The following is an 18,016-nucleotide window of genomic DNA, read 5'->3' as shown; positions in this document are numbered from 1 at the left end:
TCCGTATGCCGCACGGGGCTCCAGCGCCAATTGCTCCCCTTCCCAAACGATCTTATGACTCCAAGCTAAGAGTTATTCTCATTTGAGGCCCGCCACCTATGCTGATCCACATTCCGAACGTCCTTACTCCCGAACAGGTCCGCCATTTCCGCGGCAGACTGGAAGCGGCCAAATGGACGGATGGCCGCATCACCGCCGGAGAACAGTCTGCACAGGCCAAACTGAACCTCCAGATCCCGCAGGACTCTGCGGAATGCCGGGAACTTGGGGAAATCGTCCTGCGCGCCCTGGGCCGCAATCCGACATTCAACAGTGCAGCCCTGCCGTTGCGCGTCTATCCGCCGCTCTTCAACCGCTACGACACCGGCATGCATTTCGATGCCCATGTGGACAATGCCATCCGCCCCATTCCCGGAACCGGGCTGCGCATCCGCACCGACGTGTCCTCCACGCTGTTCCTCACCGGCCCGGAGGAATATGAAGGCGGCGAACTCGTCATTCAGGACACTTACGGCACCCAGAGTGTGAAACTTCCTGCCGGGGATATGGTGCTCTATCCCTCGACCAGCCTGCACAGTGTCAACCGCATCACCAGCGGCAGTCGCTGGGCCTCGTTCTTCTGGTCCCAGTCCATGGTACGTGACGACACGAAACGCAGACTACTCTACGACTTCGACTGCTCCATCATCGAAACCCGCAAAGCCCTGCCGGACAGCCACCCTGCCGTCCTCGGCCTGACCTCGACCTATCACAACCTTCTGCGGCAATGGGCGGAACTCTGAATCCGACCGTAACATTCCCGGTTATCGACACATATAAAAACAGGAAAGCGGGTTCTCAAGCGCATATCAGAGGCGTTATGGAAGACCAGATTGCTGACGCGGTCTGACAAAAACCATCTTTATTGAAAGAGATTAAATAAAAACTGACATCATCCGCGCAGAAAAGAAAAAATCCTGCAACAAATCCGGGAACGCTCCACCCGAACAGACCCGGACAGCCTTTTAACGAACGTTTAATTATTGTAGGATAATAGTCAATTCTCCTATCGAGAGAGTCAATTCGGGTGATGGAAAAGCAAAAGGATGACTTCAGGGAAAGCCTGAATTCTGTCCAAAACTGGCCTCAGGGCGCCCGTGATGACTTTGTCCTTCACGCCCTGGACTGTTCCGCTATTGTCGCCATCACCGATACACGCGGTCGCATTCTTTCAGTCAACAACCGGTTTGAGGAAATCAGCGGTTATACCCGTGACCAACTCATCGGAAACGACCACCGCATGCTGCGTTCAAAGCAGCACGACAAGAAATTCTTTCGCCAGATGTACCGCACGATCGCCTCAGGGAATGTCTGGCATGGCGAGATCTGCAATCGTCGTCAGGATGGCAGTCTTTACTGGGTCGACACCACAATTGTACCCCATATTTCGGAAAGCGGAAAAGTCACGAGCTATGTGGCCATCCGCTTTGACATCACTGACCGCAAGCAGGCTGAAAACCATCTCAAATCAAGTCGGCAGAAATTACAGAAAGTCGTCAATACCGATTTCCTGACCAAGATTTCCAACCGACTGCATTTTTCCCATATCCTGCGCAAGACCCTCCGCACGAGCACCGCAAGCCATCTCTGTCTGGCCCTGCTCGACATCGACACCTTCAAAACAATCAACGATACGTCCGGCCATGATTCCGGCGACCGCCTTTTGCGCAAGGTCGCCGAAAAACTGCAGGAATTCGAAAGCGAGAACTGTTTCATCGCCCGCATCGGCGGTGATGAATTTGCCGTCCTCATGACAGGCGACACTCTGGCTCTTTTTGAAACGATCCTTCAGGACATCCTGGAGCAGATGCGTTTCAGCATCCGCAACCGGACCATGACCCATGCCTGTACCGTGAGTATCGGTTATGTGTCCGTGCCCCTCTCCGATGCGCGGGAGAAAACCCTCCTGAAATGCGCCGATCTGGCACTTTATGCCGCAAAGACCGAAGGCCGGAACCGCATGCGGGAATACCATCCCGTCATGGAGGAAAAACTGGACCTCGCGGCCCGTCTGCGTCGACGCGTTCAGACCGGTTTGCGAGATCAGAGCATCAAAGTCTTCTATCAGCCGATTTTTTCCCTCAGCATCCCCGGGCGTATTTCATTTGAAGCCCTCCTGCACTGGGACCACCCACAACATAAAGTACTTTCTCCGCAGTATTTTCCTGAGGTGTTTGAAGACCACAGCCTGACCATGACCCTGAATACTTTTGTAACGCACAGGGTTATGGAAGATGTGAGCAGACTTCGCGAACAAAACATCCGCTTTGAGCGCATCGCCATTAACATCACCTCCTGCGATTTCGAGAATACCGACTTTTTCCGGAAACTCGACAGCCTCGCAGATGGCATGAATGTTCCGCTCAATTCTCTGGCGCTCGAAATTACCGAAAATATCTTTTCCCGACCGCACCACCAGCAGGTCGAGCGCGAACTTGATACCCTGCATCGCAAGGGGGTCCAGATTTCGCTGGACGATTTCGGCACGGGCTTTGCGTCCCTGACCCAGCTCAAAACCATCACGTTCGACTACGTCAAGATCAACCGCGCATTTGTGGCAGGCCTGGAGCGTCACGGGACCGATGCGGCAATCATCAGGGGGGTGATCGACATCGTCCACAGCCTCGGACGCAAGGTGGTCGCCGAAGGGATCAGGAGCGCCTCACAGGTCCGCGCGCTTCTGGAAATGGAATGTGATTTCGTGCAGGGAGATTTTCTGTGCGAAGCGGTGCCTGTGATGGACATCCCAGATGCACTGGAAAAAATCCGGTACAAGGCGCTTCTGTAAAGGGCCTTGTACCAGAGAAATCTGACGAGAACTTTAACCCGTCAGACCATATTACTTAGAAACGCTGATCAATACCGGTCAGGATCGTGCGGCGCAGACCATATTGCGGTGCCCCAACGCCGATGCCGCTACCGTCACGCAGCAGATAGGTTCGGTCAAACAGATTGGTCACATCCAGACGAAGCTGCGTCCGCTTGAGGAACGGAACCTGAAACAGATCCTTGAAGGACTGAACCAGAGACAGGTTGAATGTGGCGTATTGCGGAACCGAAGCACCGTTGGGTGTCGCACCATCAGCCCGCAGACCGCTGCCATAGACCATCGTAGCCGACAGACGCAGCGGATGACCGGTCCTGTGGAAGAAGGAGTAGCTTCCACCTGCCGAAGCGGTCCAGCGCTGATCATGATCCAGATGGATCCAGCGCTTGCTGGTATAGGCCAGATCGTCCGGATCGAAGTTCCACTGAGCGGTCGTGATGTCCTTGCCGATCGCGCGGGACCAGGAGAAATTGCCGTAAACGCTGAACGCACCACGGGTATAGTCCGTCGCGAATTCATACCCATGAACCTGACCACGACGATAGTTGAACGCCGACAGGATGACGGGAGAACCGAACTGGCCTTCATCGATCATGTTCTTGGCGAGCTTCACATACGCATCAAAAGAGGCGTGCCAGCCCGGCAGAATGGTCTGCGCGAAACCCGCATCGAAATAATGGTCACGCTCAGCCTTGACGTTGCTGTTCAGGAACGTTCCCGGAGCCGCAGACGTATTGGCGAATTTGTTGAGCGACGTACCACCCACCAGTTCGAACGGCGGCGGCGTGAAGTAACGGGAATATCCCGCATGGAACGTGCCGCCATGCCAGGGCTTGTAAACAATGTTCAGACGCGGGCTGACCTGCTTGGCATGCGTGTATTCATCCACGCCATCAAAACGCAGACCGTAATTGACTGTCAGGTTCTTGAGCGGACGCCATTCGTCCTGCGCATAGAGCCCGTACATCCAACCCGTACGGCCCGTGCCGTCATGAATGGTGAGGGGATTGTCGGAATAAATCGCTCCTCCGTCGGCGTCTTCGCCCGTCTGCGGATAGACGGTTGAATCAGATTTAGAAACGTTTCGCTCCACATAAATCTGGTAGCCGAAGCGGACAGTATGATCCTTCGCGGCCTGCCATGTCGCGTCGGACTGCGTTCCCGTCGAGAAGACCGAACGGGCCGCACGCTGTGCAATGCCGTTATAAACCAGATCGCCGAGCGGATCGGGCGAATAGCGCAGGGAACTGTAGCGCATCACGGCGGAGGTCTGGAAGCTCAGCTTACCCATGTCCTTCTGCAGGGACAGGATGCCGAAATCCGTGATTTCCTTCTGATGCTCGTTCAGGCTTGAGCTGTCGCCATTCCCGTAAAGCTGCTGCGACAGGTCACTGTTGGCAAAGGACGGATTGGCGAACTGGCGCTGCTGCCCGGGGTTGTTGGGAAGCTGATATTCGGCATTGGACACACCGGCCGTGAAGCTGATCCGGGTGTTTTCATCAACCGTGTAACGGCCATGCCCGAGGAAATGGTACTGGTTGGTCAGATCGTGCAGAGCATTGAAGCTCGGCGTCGTGTTTTCGATACCAACGCGGTTATGCACGAAATCACCCGTCGCAAACCAGTCCCACTTACCGTGATGACCACCGAACTGCACGGACGGAAAGAAGTAATCGCGCGCGCCACCATAAATCGAAACGTCACCGCCAGCATCCGAATAGCCGTTCTTGGTGGTGATATCGATCACACCAGCCTGAAGAAATCCGTATTCGCTGGGAAGCGCGCCAGTCGTCAGCGACATGGAATGGGCAAAACGCGTCATGAGCGTCTGTCCGAACACGCTCATGCCCTCGGGAAGCGCCACGCCATCCAGACGGAACTGCACTTCATTATGGTCACCGCGAATATGGATCTGCCCGTAACTATCCTGCGCCACGCCCGGAGCCTGAAGCAACAGCGCGTTCAGCGGTGCATTATCACCCCCCGGATTGGTCTCGATCGCCTGACGCGAGAAATTATAGACCGTAGCCCCTGTTGACGGCTGAAGCGCAGCGCGGGCGCGTTCGAGATGGGCGTTGACCGTCACCGCATCCTCACCTGCCCGGCTTGTCTCCGTCGTTGTCGTTCCATGCTGGTCGTCAGCATGGCCGAAGCTGGAACGGGCGGCGGAAGCCTCATCGTCCGTCTGGGCATCGGCGGGAGCCGCAGTTGTCTGGGAAGAGGTTGCGGACGGCGTGACCGACTGGGCAAACGCGGAATCGGCAAGGGCGGTAGTGCAACCCAACAGCAGCAGAAAGGAACGGGCAGACACGAAAGACGGCATGAAACCTCCGGACGGGGATGCAGGCAAAGACGAAGGATTGTCAGAGCGGCCCTCTTATTATGTTATATCATAACGATTCAAGCGAAATCTGCCCCGCCAACCCGCCACAAGGCGTTGCGCGTTGGCGCTGTTGCACAAGTACAATATAAGCACCGTGAATTGCCGGGTTTGCCTGCGCTCTCAGGCAGACTGCCCCCACGACTGACGCCGTCCTTTTCAGGAGCTCCGACCTTTCCATGACGCTTCGCAAGGCCCTTCTCCTGAGCGCCAGCCTCCTCGGCCCGTCCCTCGCTCTCGCCGCCCCGACGGAGAAAGCGAAGCCGCTGCACGGAAAAACCGGAGCCCCCCATCACGCGAATGCCCATCCGTCAGGGGCAAAGCCAGCCCCGCGCAAAACCACTCCACAATCCGTTCAGGCCCGTAATACCGAAACGATCGCCGTCACCGCGCGCCGCACGGATTTCGCCTTCGTTGCAGCACAGCATCTCCCCGATGCCGACACCCGCCTGAGCGCAGAACGCCTGATCCAGCGCGGCGTCGTCACCCTGCGCGGTCTGGAGCGCGTGGCCCCCAACCTGACAATCCAGTCGGTCAACGGCACGGCCTCCAACAATTTCTATCTGCGTGGGGTCGGCTTCAACGACTTCACCCAGAACAATATTCCTACCGTCATGACCTATTTCGATGACGTGCCGTTCGCGTTCTCGACGCTGTCGAGCGGGCTGATGTTCGATCTGGCGGACGTCACGGTTGCTCCGGGCCCGGTCGGGACCACGCATGGCCAGTCCGATACCGGCGGTGAAATCCGCTTCCGTACCGCCGATCCAACCAGCACATGGCACTACGGCGCCAGTCAGGACATCGCGTCTTACGCCCGAAGCCGGAGCGAGGCCTATATTTCAGGCCCGATCGCCAAGGGGCTCGATTTCCGTCTGGCCGGACAGATCCGGCAGGGTGGTGGCTGGCAGACCGATCCGCAGAACGGCGCGCATCTGGGCGACGCAGACTCCTACGCCCTGCGTGGAAAGCTGCGCTGGCATTCAGACGACAACCGCACCACGATCCTGCTATCCGGGCATTTCGTGCAGGACAACAGTCAGGTCGTCACCAGTCAGGCCGTCCATCGCCTGATCGGCTCGGCCGCGCTGCCGCATCTTGGCCAGCAACAGGCCGAATGGTCGATGCGGCCGCAATTCGCAAACCTGATCGGACGCCCGGAAGGTCTCAAACCCAGCGAACACAACCAGTTCTGGGGCTGGGACCTGCATATGGACCATGATTTCGGAGTTGCGAAACTCACATCCGTCACAGCCTTCGAAACCGGACGACAGGGCGAATACACCGATCAGGACGGCACATCACGGGCCGAAGCCGACACCTACCGCACCATCAGTGCCAACGCCTTCACGCAGGAACTGCGTCTGGGCTCCAGCAACCCCGACAGCCGCCTGCAATGGGTCGTGGGCGCGTTCTATCAGCGCAGCCGAATGAAACAGCGCTTTTTCTTCGATTATACCGACTATGCGGCCCGCGGTTACATGATGGCGACGTCCTTTTCCATGAATCAGGAAAGCACGTCCGAATTTGGCCATGTCAGCTATCGCCTGCCTCATAATGTCACGCTGTTTGCGGGCCTGCTGCACGAAATCGACGACCGCAGCCTGCCAGGCCTGACGTCTGAAATTTTCGGCGGAAAGACGACGGCTTTCCATGGCGAGAGCACGGCTGCGGCCCAGTTCGCCGGACAGGTCGGCGTCTCATGGCAGGCGACAAAAACCACGCTCGTCTATTACAAGATGAGCAAGGGCTTCAAACCCGGCGGTTTCAGCGCCAACAACACCCAGATCCAGGCCCAGCTTGATCCGTTCGGCCCCGAGACGGTTCTGACCTACGAATTCGGGTTCAAAAGCGATCCGATCCCCAATGTCCTGCGTCTGAATGGTGCGGCGTTCTATAACGACTTCCACGGCCAGCAGGTTGTCGGCACGGTCCTGATCCCGAATTACGGCCCACTCAGCGAAATCACGAATGTCCCGAAATCCGAAAGCTGGGGTTTCGAAGGCACGGTCGAATTTCACCCCATACGCCATGTCTTCGTGACGCAGAACATTGGCTGGCAGCGTGGCAATTATCAGGACTTCCTGAACGTCAACCGCGCCGCCACGAATGCGGCCTACGCCAAAACGGGCGTTTGGCGGGCCGTGAACAGCAACTTTGCAGGCGTGGATAACGGCCAGCCCAAGCTGACCCTGAACGGTCAGGCGGAATGGCGGCAGCCTCTGACATCGGCGCTCGGGCTCGATGTCGGGCCGGACTGGTCCTATCGCGGCAGTCAGGCCATCGCGGTCGGCGGCACCGGCTTCTATCGCCTGCCACCGTATTTTCTGCTCGGCGCCCATGCGACCCTGCGCCCCTCTTCCGGGAAGTGGGAGGCCACGATTTACGCCTCCAACCTGCTCAACCGCAGCTTTTTCGAAAGCGGCGGCATGGCGACGACGACCTATTTCTACATCCCCGGCCCGCCGCGCTTTATCGGCGGCCGGATCTCATACGGCTTCTGATAAGGCGCCTGCCCTCTCAGCAGGAAATCAGACACCGCGCGAGCGACTGGATTTCCCGCAGATTGCTCTGCGCGTCCATGGGCTCCCGCCCCAGCATGTTCATAGCGCGGAAATGGATCGTGCTGAGGAGCATGTCCAGCACCGTATCGGCATGCTGGCAGAAAACCTTTTCGCCCCGCTTGCTTGCGCGCTCAAGAAACAATGCCATCTGCGCACGCGCCGGCACGACGCTGACTTCCCACAGAACCTGACCGAACTCCGGATCATGCACAGCCTCGCCCAGCAGGGTTCCGTAAGTCCGGCCCAGCGGGGTAGCGAGGAAGCGGATGCGCGCGGCAATCAGCTCGTCCACGTCCCCGGCAAAGCTCCCCGTATCGATCTGCGGCGTCAGATCATCGCGCCACAGACGAATTGCATCGAAGAACATCGCCTGTTTCGTGGGCCAGCGACGATAGACCGTAGCGGTTGAAACCCCGGCGGCCTTGGCCACGCGACTGATGGTGAGGCCCTGATAGCCTTCCTCCGCCAGAACCTGCGCGATCGCCGCGAGGATATTGTCTTTCAGCCCGAGATTGATCGGCCGTCCCGGCGCACGGATCAACGCACGGTCCCGGACGGGAACATGAACAGGCTTTAGCGGTAAAGTATGCGTCACTGCGGTCTGCGACATGAGTATTTCCCTTCCTGACCATCTGATCGGTCGACATCATCTTTTGAGTTAACGCAGCTAGTCAGAGATAGACGCTTCGTTACAACACGCAATTGCGTTTATTTGATATCAAAAGATGTCCATTTTCCATCAGGGAATAACGTGACTCGCCTGAAGCGCCGTTCTTTTGGCCTGAACTGCCGCTGCATCCATCGGGACCGATCGGACGGATGCGACCTCCTGAGCGGAAATCCCGGACGACGATCCGCCTCCCAGCGTCGCTGCATAGCTCAGAACAGCGGCAATATCGTCATCGGAGAGCGCCTTAAACGACGGCATAAATCCCTTGTAGGACTGCCCTTCCACAAGAATCGGCCCATGCAGCCCGTTCACCAGAACCGCCGCAAGATATGCCTTCCCCTCGGGTGAAGAAGCGATGGCACCAACCCGCCCCGCAAGGGCCGGAAAAGTGCCGAGCCGCCCTGCGCCCACAGGGCCGTGACACATCGCGCATTTTCCCGCGTAGAGCGCCGCACCATCCGCCGCCATCGCCGCAGACGCCACCAACGGTCCCATGCCAAGAAGCCCCGCCAGCATGATCCTGAACCCGTGTCTCATCATCATGGCCCGAAGCCCTCCGGCATATGCGTTGTCGTAGCAGTTTGAAACACACTACCCCCCGCTTCGTCTGAAAGCTACCGCTCCCGGCGCGGCAGCGTGTCTTTCTCGAAAGCGCAAATCCGCCTATCCTGCGCGCATCTTTCCTGCCGGAACTCCGGCACAGTCGACAGAGGTTCCGCATGACCCAGAGCGAGACGTCCCCTTCCCCGGGCGGCACGAAACGGCGCGACCTGCTGACGACCGCAACCGTCACACTGGGCTGCGCAGGGGCCTGCGCCCTTGCCGTCCCTTTTCTCAACAGCCTGAAAAACCCCTCCGCCACGACGCTGTCCGACAAGACGCTGGAGGTCGATCTGTCTTCCCTTGCGCCCGGACAGGACATGACCGTGCAATGGCAGGACTGGCCCATTTTCATCCAGCGCCGCACACCACAGATGCTGGCCGCCCTCCAGACCCCCGCACACATCGCCACCCTGCGCGACGCGAACTCGAAAATGCCCCAGCAGCCGAAAGACGCCACGAACTGGCACCGCTCGGTCCGCCCCGATTACGGGGTACTGGTCGGAATCTGCACCCATCTGGGCTGTGTCCCGTCTTTCGAGAAACCCGGCTCTGCGCCAGAGGCAGAAGGCGGGTATTCCTGCCCCTGTCACGGCTCGCATTTCGATGCCGCAGGCCGCGTCGCACAGCGCGCGCCCGCGCCGTACAATCTGCCGGTCCCGCCGGTGACGTTCCTCTCCGACACGAAAATCCGCATCGGCCACAGCGCGGGCGATCCGGGCTTCAGCATGTCCGACATCCAGCAGATCTGAGGACCGGCCCCCATGCCCGCACCCGAGAAAACTTCCGGATGGCTTGAACGCCGCCTGCCCGTCATGAGCGTCCTGCGCCGCGAATACATTGCCTTTCCGATGCCCCGGAACCTCAATGCCCTGTGGAGCTTCGGCGCCTTCCTGATGGTCACGATGGCCATCATGATCGCCAGTGGCCTGTTCCTCGCCATCAACTACACCCCTGACATCACACAGGCTTTTGCCAGCGTCGAAGCCATAGACCGGCAGATCCCCTCAGGCTGGTTTCTGCGCAGCCTGCATATGGGCGGCGTGACGATGCTGTTCGCCTGCCTCTACATCCATATTGCGCGCAGCCTTTGGTACGGCTCCTACAAGGCTCCGCGCGAACTGCTGTGGCTAACAGGGCTGGGCCTGATGCTGATGGTGATGGTCACGGCCTTCGCCGGTTATGTCCTGCCCTGGGGACAGATGTCCTACTGGGGCGCCACGGTGGTCCTGAATGCCGCCCACACCATTCCCCTGATCGGCAAGCCGGTTTCCGAACTGCTTCTGGGTGGCGAAACGCTGGGGAATACGGCCCTGCACCGCCTGTTCGTGCTGCATTTCACAATGGCCTTTGCGATCGTCGCCGTCATTGCCCTGCATGTTACGGCCCTGCATGTGGTCAAGCCGAACAATCCTTCCGGCATCGACCCCGTCAGCCCGAAACAGACCCTCCCGTTCCATCCGTATTACACCAGCCGGGACGGCTTCGCGCTCTGTCTGTTCCTGATGGTCTATGCCGGGCTGGTCTTTTTCCTGCCCGACCTGCTGACGCTCGCGGACAATTATGTTCAGGCCAATCCACTCGTGACGCCGCGTGATATCCGACCGGAATGGTATTTCGCACCATTCTACGCGATTCTCCGCGCCGTGCCGTCCCGCCTTGGCGGACTGCTCCTTGCGGTCGGCAGCCTCGCCGTTCTGTTCGCCCTGCCTGCACTGGACCGTTCCCCCACCCGTTCGGCCACACGCCGCCCACTGGTACGACTGTCCCTGCCACTGGCTTTTCTGTCGTTTATTCTGCTGGGCGTCGCGGGGATGCACCCTCCGACCGAAACATGGCTGATTGTCAGCCGTCTGGCGATGGCATGGTGGTTCATCCATTTTCTGGTGGTCATGCCGCTCGTTTCGGAACGGGAGATCACATCATGAGCCGCCTGATCCGAAATCTCATACTTGTCGCCAGCCTCCCCCCCCTGTTCGCAACCCTTCCCGCCTGCGCCAGCACGCCTGCCCAGCGTGGTCTGATAGTCTTCCAGCAGGTCTGCGCCGCCTGCCACGGCATGGACCATGTCGATTACGGCGATATGGCCGCCTTCGGACTGTCCCCAGACGCCATCCGAAGCTGGGCCGCCGATCAGCAGATTCCGAACGGAACGGACGACAATGGCGATCCGAAAACCCGTTCCGCCACACCCGCTGATCCCATTCTCTCGCCCTATCCCAACGAGGCCGTAGGACGCCTTGCCAATCACGGACTGCTTCCGCCAGATCTCTCCCGTCTGGCCATGACATTACCGGGGGGCGCAGAACAGATCCGGCGCATCCTCCTGTCCTATGCCCCCACACCTGCAGGCGTGAAACTCGATGACGGCCGCTATTACAACACTGCGCTGAAATGGAAGCATATCGGCATGCCGCCGCCCCTTCAGGACGGAATGCTGACCTACCCGGACGGTACAAAAGCCACCACCCAACAGATGGCAACCGACGTTTCGGCCTTTCTCAACGACGTCGCGCATCCGCACGCAGCAGAACGCAGACGGATTGGCCTCTACGCTCTGGCGTACCTCGCCCTGATGGCGCTCCTGACCTTCGTGCTGCAACGCCGGATCTGGAAATCGCGCCCCCAATAACTGGAACAACACTTACAGATGCGAGGCATGATCCCTGCGATGCGCCTCGCGATAGGTCAGCGGCATGACTGCCAGCCCCTGAACCGTCTCGATCACGTCCAGTTCCGCATTACCCAGCAGCCGCACCAGCGCATCCCGCGGTGTATACAGCCCCCGGATGGGCACGCTGCTTTTGTCCTGCAAAAGCGCATCATCCATCAGCACCGGGCATCGCGTCTTGCGCTCCAACTCTGCGACAGCCGCCGCAAGTGCCTTCGTGTCGATCTGCAAAACGCTTTTGCGAACCGGGCAGATGTCAGGTGTCCGCGTGACGGTTTCTCCCCATACCGTCCCCTCCAGAACGCACACGCACATCAACACGCGTAGCCCCGTCCGCACAGATCCGGATATGAAACGCCGCCAGTTGAAACGTTCAGGATACGGACGGTCTCGCATGCCCGTGGCTCTCCCCTGAGCACACCCATCTCACATGTCTGACAGGCCCACCAGACGATAGAACGCAGCAACCGGGAGACGGCCACACCCCTCCCGTTCTTTTGAAGAACAGAGCAAAAAAACTCAGAATGTCGGTGGCGTACAGGCGCTGATGATCTCACAGCCTTCGGAACTCAGACATCGAAACCGGTGTGGCTGGCGACTGTCAAAATGATAAGCATCCCCCGGCCCAAGGATCTCCTGCCGTTCTCCGACCGTAATTTCCACACGCCCGTGAAGGATGAAACCGCCCTCCTCACCCTCATGGGCATAAACCGCAGCCCCCGTATCAGCGCCGGACGAATAGTTTTCCCGCAAAATCTGAAGCGTCCTGCCAAATGAGGACGCACCCACCTGCCGGAACACGACGCCTCCCTGCTCGAAGGTCAGGAGTTCGTCCGCGCGGTAAAAGATCTTGTCTCCCCCTTCCGGGACGATGCTGAAAAATTCACCAAGTGTTACGGGAATCCCGTCCAGCACCCGCTTGAGCGTCCCGACGGAGGGGTTCATATCCCCGGATTCGATCAGGGAAATCGTGGAATTGGTGACTCCGGTCCGCTTGGCCAGTTCACGCTGGGACAGATTTCTGGCTGTCCGGACAAACCGCAGGCGCGCTCCCAGATCCATCCTGTCCCATGCCCCCTCTCCTGTTTCGTTTCATGATTATGTCATATCGAAACAGAAAGGAAACCTTGAAAATCATTATACCTGTAGGTGGTATTTGTTTGTGATATGCCCGCACAGGCAAAGACTTGATCGTCCGGAACATATGGCCCGCAAAACCGTTCTGGAGTAAACAAGCCACCAGAACGGCATGTGCGGACTTCCGACTGCTCCAGTCACGGCTCCGCGATTTTGCGCAGAGACAGGATGGACGACTGATGCTGTATGCTTCGACGGGGTGCTTCACTCTCACGGTGATCATGGGCGTCTGGCTCGCTATTTTCGCGGCCCGCTACAAGCGCCCTTTCAGCTTCCTCACGCCCGTCCATGTCGGATCGGCCATTGTGGGCGCCGTCTTTCTCGTCATTGCGATCAGCAATGGAGACAGCCGCCTTATGCTGAACGTGGCGCTCGCTGTCGCCATCGCGGCCTTCGGTGTTTTGATGGCGTTTTTCCGCAGGCGCGGCGCCATGATCGCACCACTTTATATGTGTCACATCCTGCTGGCGGTCATGTTCTATTTCTCGATGGTGTGCTTCACAATTTTTCCGAATTTCGGCCTCGACTGACACGCCTTACAATGCAGCGAGGCTCTTCCAGATCATGTACGCCGCAACCGTGAAAATGACGCAGGCAAAGAACGTCGTCAGCGCGGGACCGGAGCCTGAAAGGCGCTTCGCCGCACGGGTCCCGAGAAAGCTGCCGATGACGCCCCCCGCCACGAACAGCAGACCCATCACCCAGTCCACATAGCCCGAGAGCATGTAACTCAGCGCCGTACTCGCGCCCAGCGCCGCCACCGCGACCAGCGATGTGCCGACCGCATTGAGAATGGGCATCCGTGTGCAGGCAATCAGCGCCGGGACGATCAAAAACCCGCCGCCAATCCCGAAAAATCCGGACAACACGCCCGTCCCGGCCCCGGCCATCATGACGCGCGGCATGTTCTGACGGTTACACGCCGCCCCGGCCTCACCCTTGTTGCGGCGCCCCCGCAGCATGAGCACACCGACCACGACCATCAGCAGCGCAAAACACAGCAACAGCTTTTCGCCATTCACCGCCTTGCCAAACGCCGCCCCGATCAACGCCCCCGCTACGCCGCAGGGCGCGAAAATGCCCGCGCATTTCCATTTGACCGTCCCCGCGCGGGCATGGCTGACCAACCCGGCCAGAGCGTTGACCGCTACCGCCATGGCGCTCGTTCCGATAGCGACATGGGCGTTTTTCACTCCCACGACATAAACCATCAAGGGAACGGCCAGAATGGACCCGCCGCCCCCGATCAGTCCCAGCGTAAACCCGATCAGAACACCGCAGGCCAGCTCAAGGGCAATATGCACGATCCGCTCAACCGCCCTTTTTCGCATTCAGGGGCTTGGGCGCGACCATCAGCTCACGCCCTTTCAGCATCCCGTCCCAATACATCAGCGGCATGACATATTTCTTAAGCCACCAGGCCAGACGCGTCGGCTTCTGTCCGTTAAGCAGCCATTTCGGCAGCGTCGGAGCCAGTTTGCCACCGTAACTGAACTCGGCCAACACGATCCGTCCGTTTTCCACCGTCAACGGACAGGCTCCATAGCCCTCATATTCCGAAACCGGCCCCTGATGCTTCAGAAACGCCAGCACATTGGTCGCCACCACAGGCGCCTGCACCCGAACCGCCGCTGCGGTCTTGGCGCAAGACGTCCCGATCACGTCTCCGAGGGCGAACACATCCGGAAAACGCACATGCTGCAACGTCGCCGGATTGACTTCAACAAACCCGTCCGATCCCGAAAGCGCACTGTCGCGGATCACCTGCGGCGCGCTCTGCGGCGGCACGACATGCAGCATGTCGAACGTCCGCTCAACCCGCTCCACATTCTCCCCGACCTTGCGTTCGAAAACAGCCTTACGGTTCGGCCCGTCCACTTCCACGAGCTTCGATCCGGTGTGCAATCCGACGTGATAGCGCTTGATATATTCCATCAGCGGCGGCACGAAATCCTTCACACCGAACAGCCCCGGTGTTGCGGTATCGAACTCGACCGAAATGTTGTCCAGAACGCCCCGGCGCTTCCACGCATCGCAGGACAGATACACGGCTTTCTGCGGCGCACCCGCACATTTGATCGGCATGGGCGGCTGGGTAAAGATCGCCGTGCCGCCCTTGAGCTGCTGCACAAGCTGCCATGTGTAAGGGGCCAGATCGAAACGGTAGTTCGACGTCACGCCGTTCTTGCCCAGCGTCTCCGCCAGACCGGGAATAGCGTCCCAGTTCAGCGTAATCCCCGTCGCCACAACCAGCGCGTCATAGGACACGACCGTGCCGTCCGTCAGAACCACTTCGCGCACATCCGGCCGGAACAGTTTTGCCGCCTGCTTCACCCAGACAACGTCTTTCGGCATGACATCCGCTTCCTTGCGGCGCGTTTGTGCGGCCTGAAAAACACCGCCGCCCACAAGCGTCCAGCCCGGCTGGTAGAAATGCTCGTTGGACGGCTCCACCACGCCAATCGACAGATTCCGGTTCCGCTTGAGCAGACTGCCCGCAGTCGACAGACCACCCGCGCCACCACCGATGATCAGAACCTGAAAATGCGCCGCATCCTTGCGCGGAGCCGCCGCCGGCGCGGCCACACGCTCGATCCGTGCCCGCAAACGGCTGATATCCACCCCGGCCCGTTCCGTTGCCGCGAAAATCTCAGCGGCAGGACGCTTGCCCGCCTCGGCCAGAGCCCAGATCTGCCCGGCCCGCGTGCCCGAGCGGCAATAGCCGACAACCGGCGCGGGAAGTGTCGCCAGAACCTGCCGTGTTTCGGCGATCTGCGTTTCGCTCGGCACGGTTCCGGACTTTACCGGAATTGCAGCAAATGCCAGTCCAGCCTCTTTCGCGGCGGCTTCGATCACTTTCATTTCCGGCTGATCCGGCGCCTCCCCGTCAGGGCGGAAACAAAGGATCGTATGAAATCCCTCCGCCTTCAGATCGGCAATATCCTGCACGGCAATCTGGGGGGAAATGGCATAGCTGTCGGTCAGATGACGGGTTGGCATGGGAACTCCAGAAACGCAAAATAAGGCACAACCGTGCCGGACGGATGGATTTCAGACGCGATTGACGGGGATCTTGATGTAGCTCACGCCGTCGGCTTCGGGTTCAGGCAGGTGCCCACCGCGCATGTTGACCTGCACGGACGGCATCAGGAGGCGCGGCATCGCAAGCGTCGCGTCGCGGGCGGTGCGCATCTGCACGAACTCCTCTTCGCTCACGCCGTCATGAACATGAATGTTGTAACCACGCTCGTGCCCGACCGTCGTCAGCCAGACATAGTCGTCCCGTCCCGGCGCCTTGTAGTCATGGCACAGGAACAGCCGCGTCTCGACCGGAAGTGACAGCAGACGGCGGATGGAGCGGAACAGCTGGCGCGGATCACCGCCCGGAAAATCCGCCCGCGCCGTACCAAAATCCGGCATAAAAATCGTATCGCCCACAAATGCCGCATCACCGATCACGAATGCCATATCCGCAGGTGTGTGACCCGGAACATGCAGCACCGTCACGGGAAGTTCCCCAATCTGGAACGTCTCGCCATCACGGAACAGACGGTCAAACTGCGACCCGTCCCGCGCAAACCGCGTTCCCGCGTTGAAGATCTTTCCGAACACAGCCTGAACCAGCGTGATATCCGCGCCGATCCCCAGCTTGCCGCCAATTTTTTCCTGCAACCAGGGCGCGGCGGAGAGATGGTCCGCATGGGCATGCGTCTCAAGCTGCCAGTCCACAGTCAGGCCTTCGCGCCCGACATAATCAACAATTGCCTGCGCCGAACCATGCGACGTGCGTCCGGCCGCAGCGTCATAATCGAGGACACTGTCAATAACGGCAGCGCGCTTCGTGACGGGGCAATGGACCACATGCGTCGCGGTGTTCGTGGCTTCATCGAAAAACGTACAGACGACGGGAACGGGCGTCGCACCTTGCTCGGTTCGCCGGATCTGGCCGGTCGCGGCCTGAATTGCTGCATCGTGCATGGCGTTCACCTTCTGGCTGCGGAATGTCTTTACGACACTTTCATTAACTGTTAAGTTAATATTGTAAGTATTGCATGTCAAGCGCCCTGATGCTTTTGGAACCGGACCATGACCGTACCCCCTCCCGCTGAATCGTCTTTTCCGTCCCTTCGCATCGGCGACCGCGCTCCGGATTTCAGTGCCCGGACCACGCATGGCGAGTTCATCATGAGCGCCCTGCGCGGCCATTGGGTGCTGTTGTTCGCCCATCCGGCCGATTTCACACCCGTCTGCACCAGCGAATTCATCGCCTTGGCCCGCAGCGCGGAAGAGTTCCAGCAGCGGGACTGCGCACTTCTCGGCATCTCGGCCGACAGTCTTCCCGCCCATCTGGCCTGGGTGAATGCCATCCGGACGCAGTTCGACGTTCACGTCCCCTTCCCCATCATCGAAGACCCATCTCTCGCCGTCGCCAAGGCTTACGGTATGCTCGACAGCACGGCACAGGACAGCGCGACGGTCCGCTCCGTTTTCATGATTGACCCCACGGGCACCGTTCGGGCGATCCTCAACTACCCCGCCACGGTCGGGCGCTCCGTTCCCGAACTCCTGCGCCTGCTCTGCGCCCTACAGGAAGTCGACCGCGCAGGAGCCCTCACACCCGAAAGCTGGCAGCCCGGACAGCGCACCATAGCCCCCCCGCTCCAGACGCAGGCCGCCGTGGAAAAAGCCGGGGCCAAATGGTTCTTCCAGCCCATGCCGCGGGAGCGTTCATGACCGTCCTGCTTCCCCTTGAGAAAAGCCGTGAACTGGCGGAATGGCTGCGCATTCTCGCCCAGCCCCAGCGACTCATGATCCTCTCGGCCCTGCTCGACAGCACCCATGCCGTCAGCGAAATCGAAACCATGACCGGCATCGGACAGCCCACATTGAGCCAGCATCTGGGCGCCCTCAGACGCGCGGGGCTGATCGAATCCCAACGTGAATCCCGCGCCATCCATTACTGCTGGGCCGACACTCCAGATGCCAGACGCGCCCGGGTACTCCTGATGAGTCTGCAACCCGGCGCCCTCCCGCCCGAGCTTCCGGCCCCCATCGCCGAAACGGCGCCCGGTCCGGCCGCATCTGCGCGGTTTGCCCGCATTCTTCATTCCTGAAAGTCGTTAATCCG

Annotated in this window: 17 protein-coding genes; 9 read left to right on the top strand and 8 right to left on the bottom strand. The window is 59.5% G+C overall.

Going from position 1 to position 18,016, the window contains the following annotated elements; translation table 11 throughout:
* The first annotated feature begins 98 nt into the window (after window positions 1–98).
* Both HKD28_RS06630 and HKD28_RS06625 read left to right on the top strand, forming a co-directional pair.
* Window positions 99–782, top strand: a complete 684-nt coding sequence (locus HKD28_RS06630; RefSeq protein ID WP_194267633.1) for a Fe2+-dependent dioxygenase — start codon at window positions 99–101, stop codon at window positions 780–782.
* A gap of 287 nt (window positions 783–1,069) precedes the next feature.
* On the top strand, window positions 1,070–2,827 hold the full coding sequence (locus tag HKD28_RS06625) for a putative bifunctional diguanylate cyclase/phosphodiesterase (RefSeq protein WP_194267632.1): 1,758 nt from the start codon (window positions 1,070–1,072) through the stop codon (window positions 2,825–2,827).
* A gap of 55 nt (window positions 2,828–2,882) precedes the next feature.
* On the opposite strand, the gene HKD28_RS06620 is transcribed toward HKD28_RS06625, so the two are convergent.
* Entirely contained in the window at window positions 2,883–5,189 is a 2,307-nt protein-coding gene (locus HKD28_RS06620) for a TonB-dependent receptor (RefSeq protein WP_194261728.1), read from the bottom strand.
* A 236-nt stretch (window positions 5,190–5,425) separates the two neighbouring features.
* Here HKD28_RS06620 and HKD28_RS06615 point away from each other — a divergent pair, with 236 nt between their 5' ends.
* Window positions 5,426–7,750, top strand: a complete 2,325-nt coding sequence (locus tag HKD28_RS06615; protein WP_194267631.1) for a TonB-dependent receptor — start codon at window positions 5,426–5,428, stop codon at window positions 7,748–7,750.
* Between the two features lie 16 nt (window positions 7,751–7,766).
* On the opposite strand, the gene HKD28_RS06610 is transcribed toward HKD28_RS06615, so the two are convergent.
* Together HKD28_RS06610 and HKD28_RS06605 are read right to left on the bottom strand one after the other, a co-directional pair.
* Complete coding sequence (locus HKD28_RS06610; protein ID WP_194267630.1) at window positions 7,767–8,420, bottom strand: TetR/AcrR family transcriptional regulator; 654 nt, start codon at window positions 8,418–8,420, stop codon at window positions 7,767–7,769.
* Window positions 8,421–8,549: 129 nt separating this feature from the next.
* Window positions 8,550–9,023, bottom strand: coding sequence for a c-type cytochrome (locus tag HKD28_RS06605; protein ID WP_235993345.1), 474 nt, complete (start codon window positions 9,021–9,023; stop codon window positions 8,550–8,552).
* A gap of 176 nt (window positions 9,024–9,199) precedes the next feature.
* On the opposite strand from HKD28_RS06605, the gene petA reads away from it, so the two are divergent.
* The 3 genes from petA to HKD28_RS06590 are packed head-to-tail and all read left to right on the top strand — an operon-like array spanning window position 9,200 to window position 11,712.
* On the top strand, window positions 9,200–9,832 hold the full coding sequence (petA, locus tag HKD28_RS06600) for a ubiquinol-cytochrome c reductase iron-sulfur subunit (RefSeq protein WP_194267629.1): 633 nt from the start codon (window positions 9,200–9,202) through the stop codon (window positions 9,830–9,832).
* A 12-nt stretch (window positions 9,833–9,844) separates the two neighbouring features.
* On the top strand, window positions 9,845–11,008 hold the full coding sequence (locus HKD28_RS06595) for a cytochrome b (RefSeq protein WP_194267628.1): 1,164 nt from the start codon (window positions 9,845–9,847) through the stop codon (window positions 11,006–11,008).
* The gene (locus HKD28_RS06590) at window positions 11,005–11,712 is read left to right on the top strand and encodes a cytochrome c1 (protein WP_194267627.1); all 708 of its coding nucleotides are present in this window, start codon (window positions 11,005–11,007) and stop codon (window positions 11,710–11,712) included. The genes HKD28_RS06595 and HKD28_RS06590 overlap by 4 nt, the downstream gene beginning before the upstream one ends.
* 12 nt (window positions 11,713–11,724) lie before the next feature.
* Here HKD28_RS06590 and HKD28_RS06585 read toward each other — a convergent pair whose 3' ends face one another.
* Window positions 11,725–12,147, bottom strand: a complete 423-nt coding sequence (locus tag HKD28_RS06585) for an STN domain-containing protein (protein ID WP_194267626.1) — start codon at window positions 12,145–12,147, stop codon at window positions 11,725–11,727.
* A gap of 123 nt (window positions 12,148–12,270) precedes the next feature.
* Complete coding sequence (locus HKD28_RS06580; RefSeq protein ID WP_194267625.1) at window positions 12,271–12,813, bottom strand: cupin domain-containing protein; 543 nt, start codon at window positions 12,811–12,813, stop codon at window positions 12,271–12,273.
* A 254-nt stretch (window positions 12,814–13,067) separates the two neighbouring features.
* On the opposite strand from HKD28_RS06580, the gene HKD28_RS06575 reads away from it, so the two are divergent.
* Window positions 13,068–13,418, top strand: a complete 351-nt coding sequence (locus HKD28_RS06575) for a hypothetical protein (RefSeq protein ID WP_194267624.1) — start codon at window positions 13,068–13,070, stop codon at window positions 13,416–13,418.
* A 6-nt stretch (window positions 13,419–13,424) separates the two neighbouring features.
* Here HKD28_RS06575 and HKD28_RS06570 read toward each other — a convergent pair whose 3' ends face one another.
* The 3 genes from HKD28_RS06570 to HKD28_RS06560 are packed head-to-tail and all read right to left on the bottom strand — an operon-like array spanning window position 13,425 to window position 16,866.
* Window positions 13,425–14,219 (bottom strand): sulfite exporter TauE/SafE family protein, encoded by a 795-nt coding sequence (locus HKD28_RS06570; RefSeq protein ID WP_194267623.1) that lies wholly within the window; start codon window positions 14,217–14,219, stop codon window positions 13,425–13,427.
* Window positions 14,200–15,888 carry a bifunctional protein tyrosine phosphatase family protein/NAD(P)/FAD-dependent oxidoreductase gene (locus HKD28_RS06565; RefSeq protein ID WP_194261718.1) on the bottom strand — a complete coding sequence of 563 codons (1,689 nt, stop codon included), beginning with the start codon at window positions 15,886–15,888 and terminating at the stop codon, window positions 14,200–14,202. The genes HKD28_RS06570 and HKD28_RS06565 overlap by 20 nt, the downstream gene beginning before the upstream one ends.
* Window positions 15,889–15,939: 51 nt before the next feature.
* On the bottom strand, window positions 15,940–16,866 hold the full coding sequence (locus HKD28_RS06560) for an MBL fold metallo-hydrolase (RefSeq protein ID WP_194267622.1): 927 nt from the start codon (window positions 16,864–16,866) through the stop codon (window positions 15,940–15,942).
* Window positions 16,867–16,974: 108 nt separating this feature from the next.
* On the opposite strand from HKD28_RS06560, the gene HKD28_RS06555 reads away from it, so the two are divergent.
* Both HKD28_RS06555 and HKD28_RS06550 read left to right on the top strand, forming a co-directional pair.
* Complete coding sequence (locus tag HKD28_RS06555; protein WP_194267621.1) at window positions 16,975–17,622, top strand: peroxiredoxin; 648 nt, start codon at window positions 16,975–16,977, stop codon at window positions 17,620–17,622.
* The gene (locus HKD28_RS06550) at window positions 17,619–18,002 is read left to right on the top strand and encodes an ArsR/SmtB family transcription factor (RefSeq protein ID WP_194267620.1); all 384 of its coding nucleotides are present in this window, start codon (window positions 17,619–17,621) and stop codon (window positions 18,000–18,002) included. The genes HKD28_RS06555 and HKD28_RS06550 overlap by 4 nt, the downstream gene beginning before the upstream one ends.
* The last annotated feature ends 14 nt before the right edge of the window (window positions 18,003–18,016 follow it).

Origin of the sequence: Gluconobacter cadivus, from assembly GCF_015244745.1 — a bacterium.
GTDB classification, from domain to species: Bacteria; Pseudomonadota; Alphaproteobacteria; order Acetobacterales; family Acetobacteraceae; genus Gluconobacter; species Gluconobacter cadivus.
The sequence above is the reverse complement of the archived record's forward strand: the minus strand, read 5'-3'. Positions and strand labels throughout refer to the sequence as shown.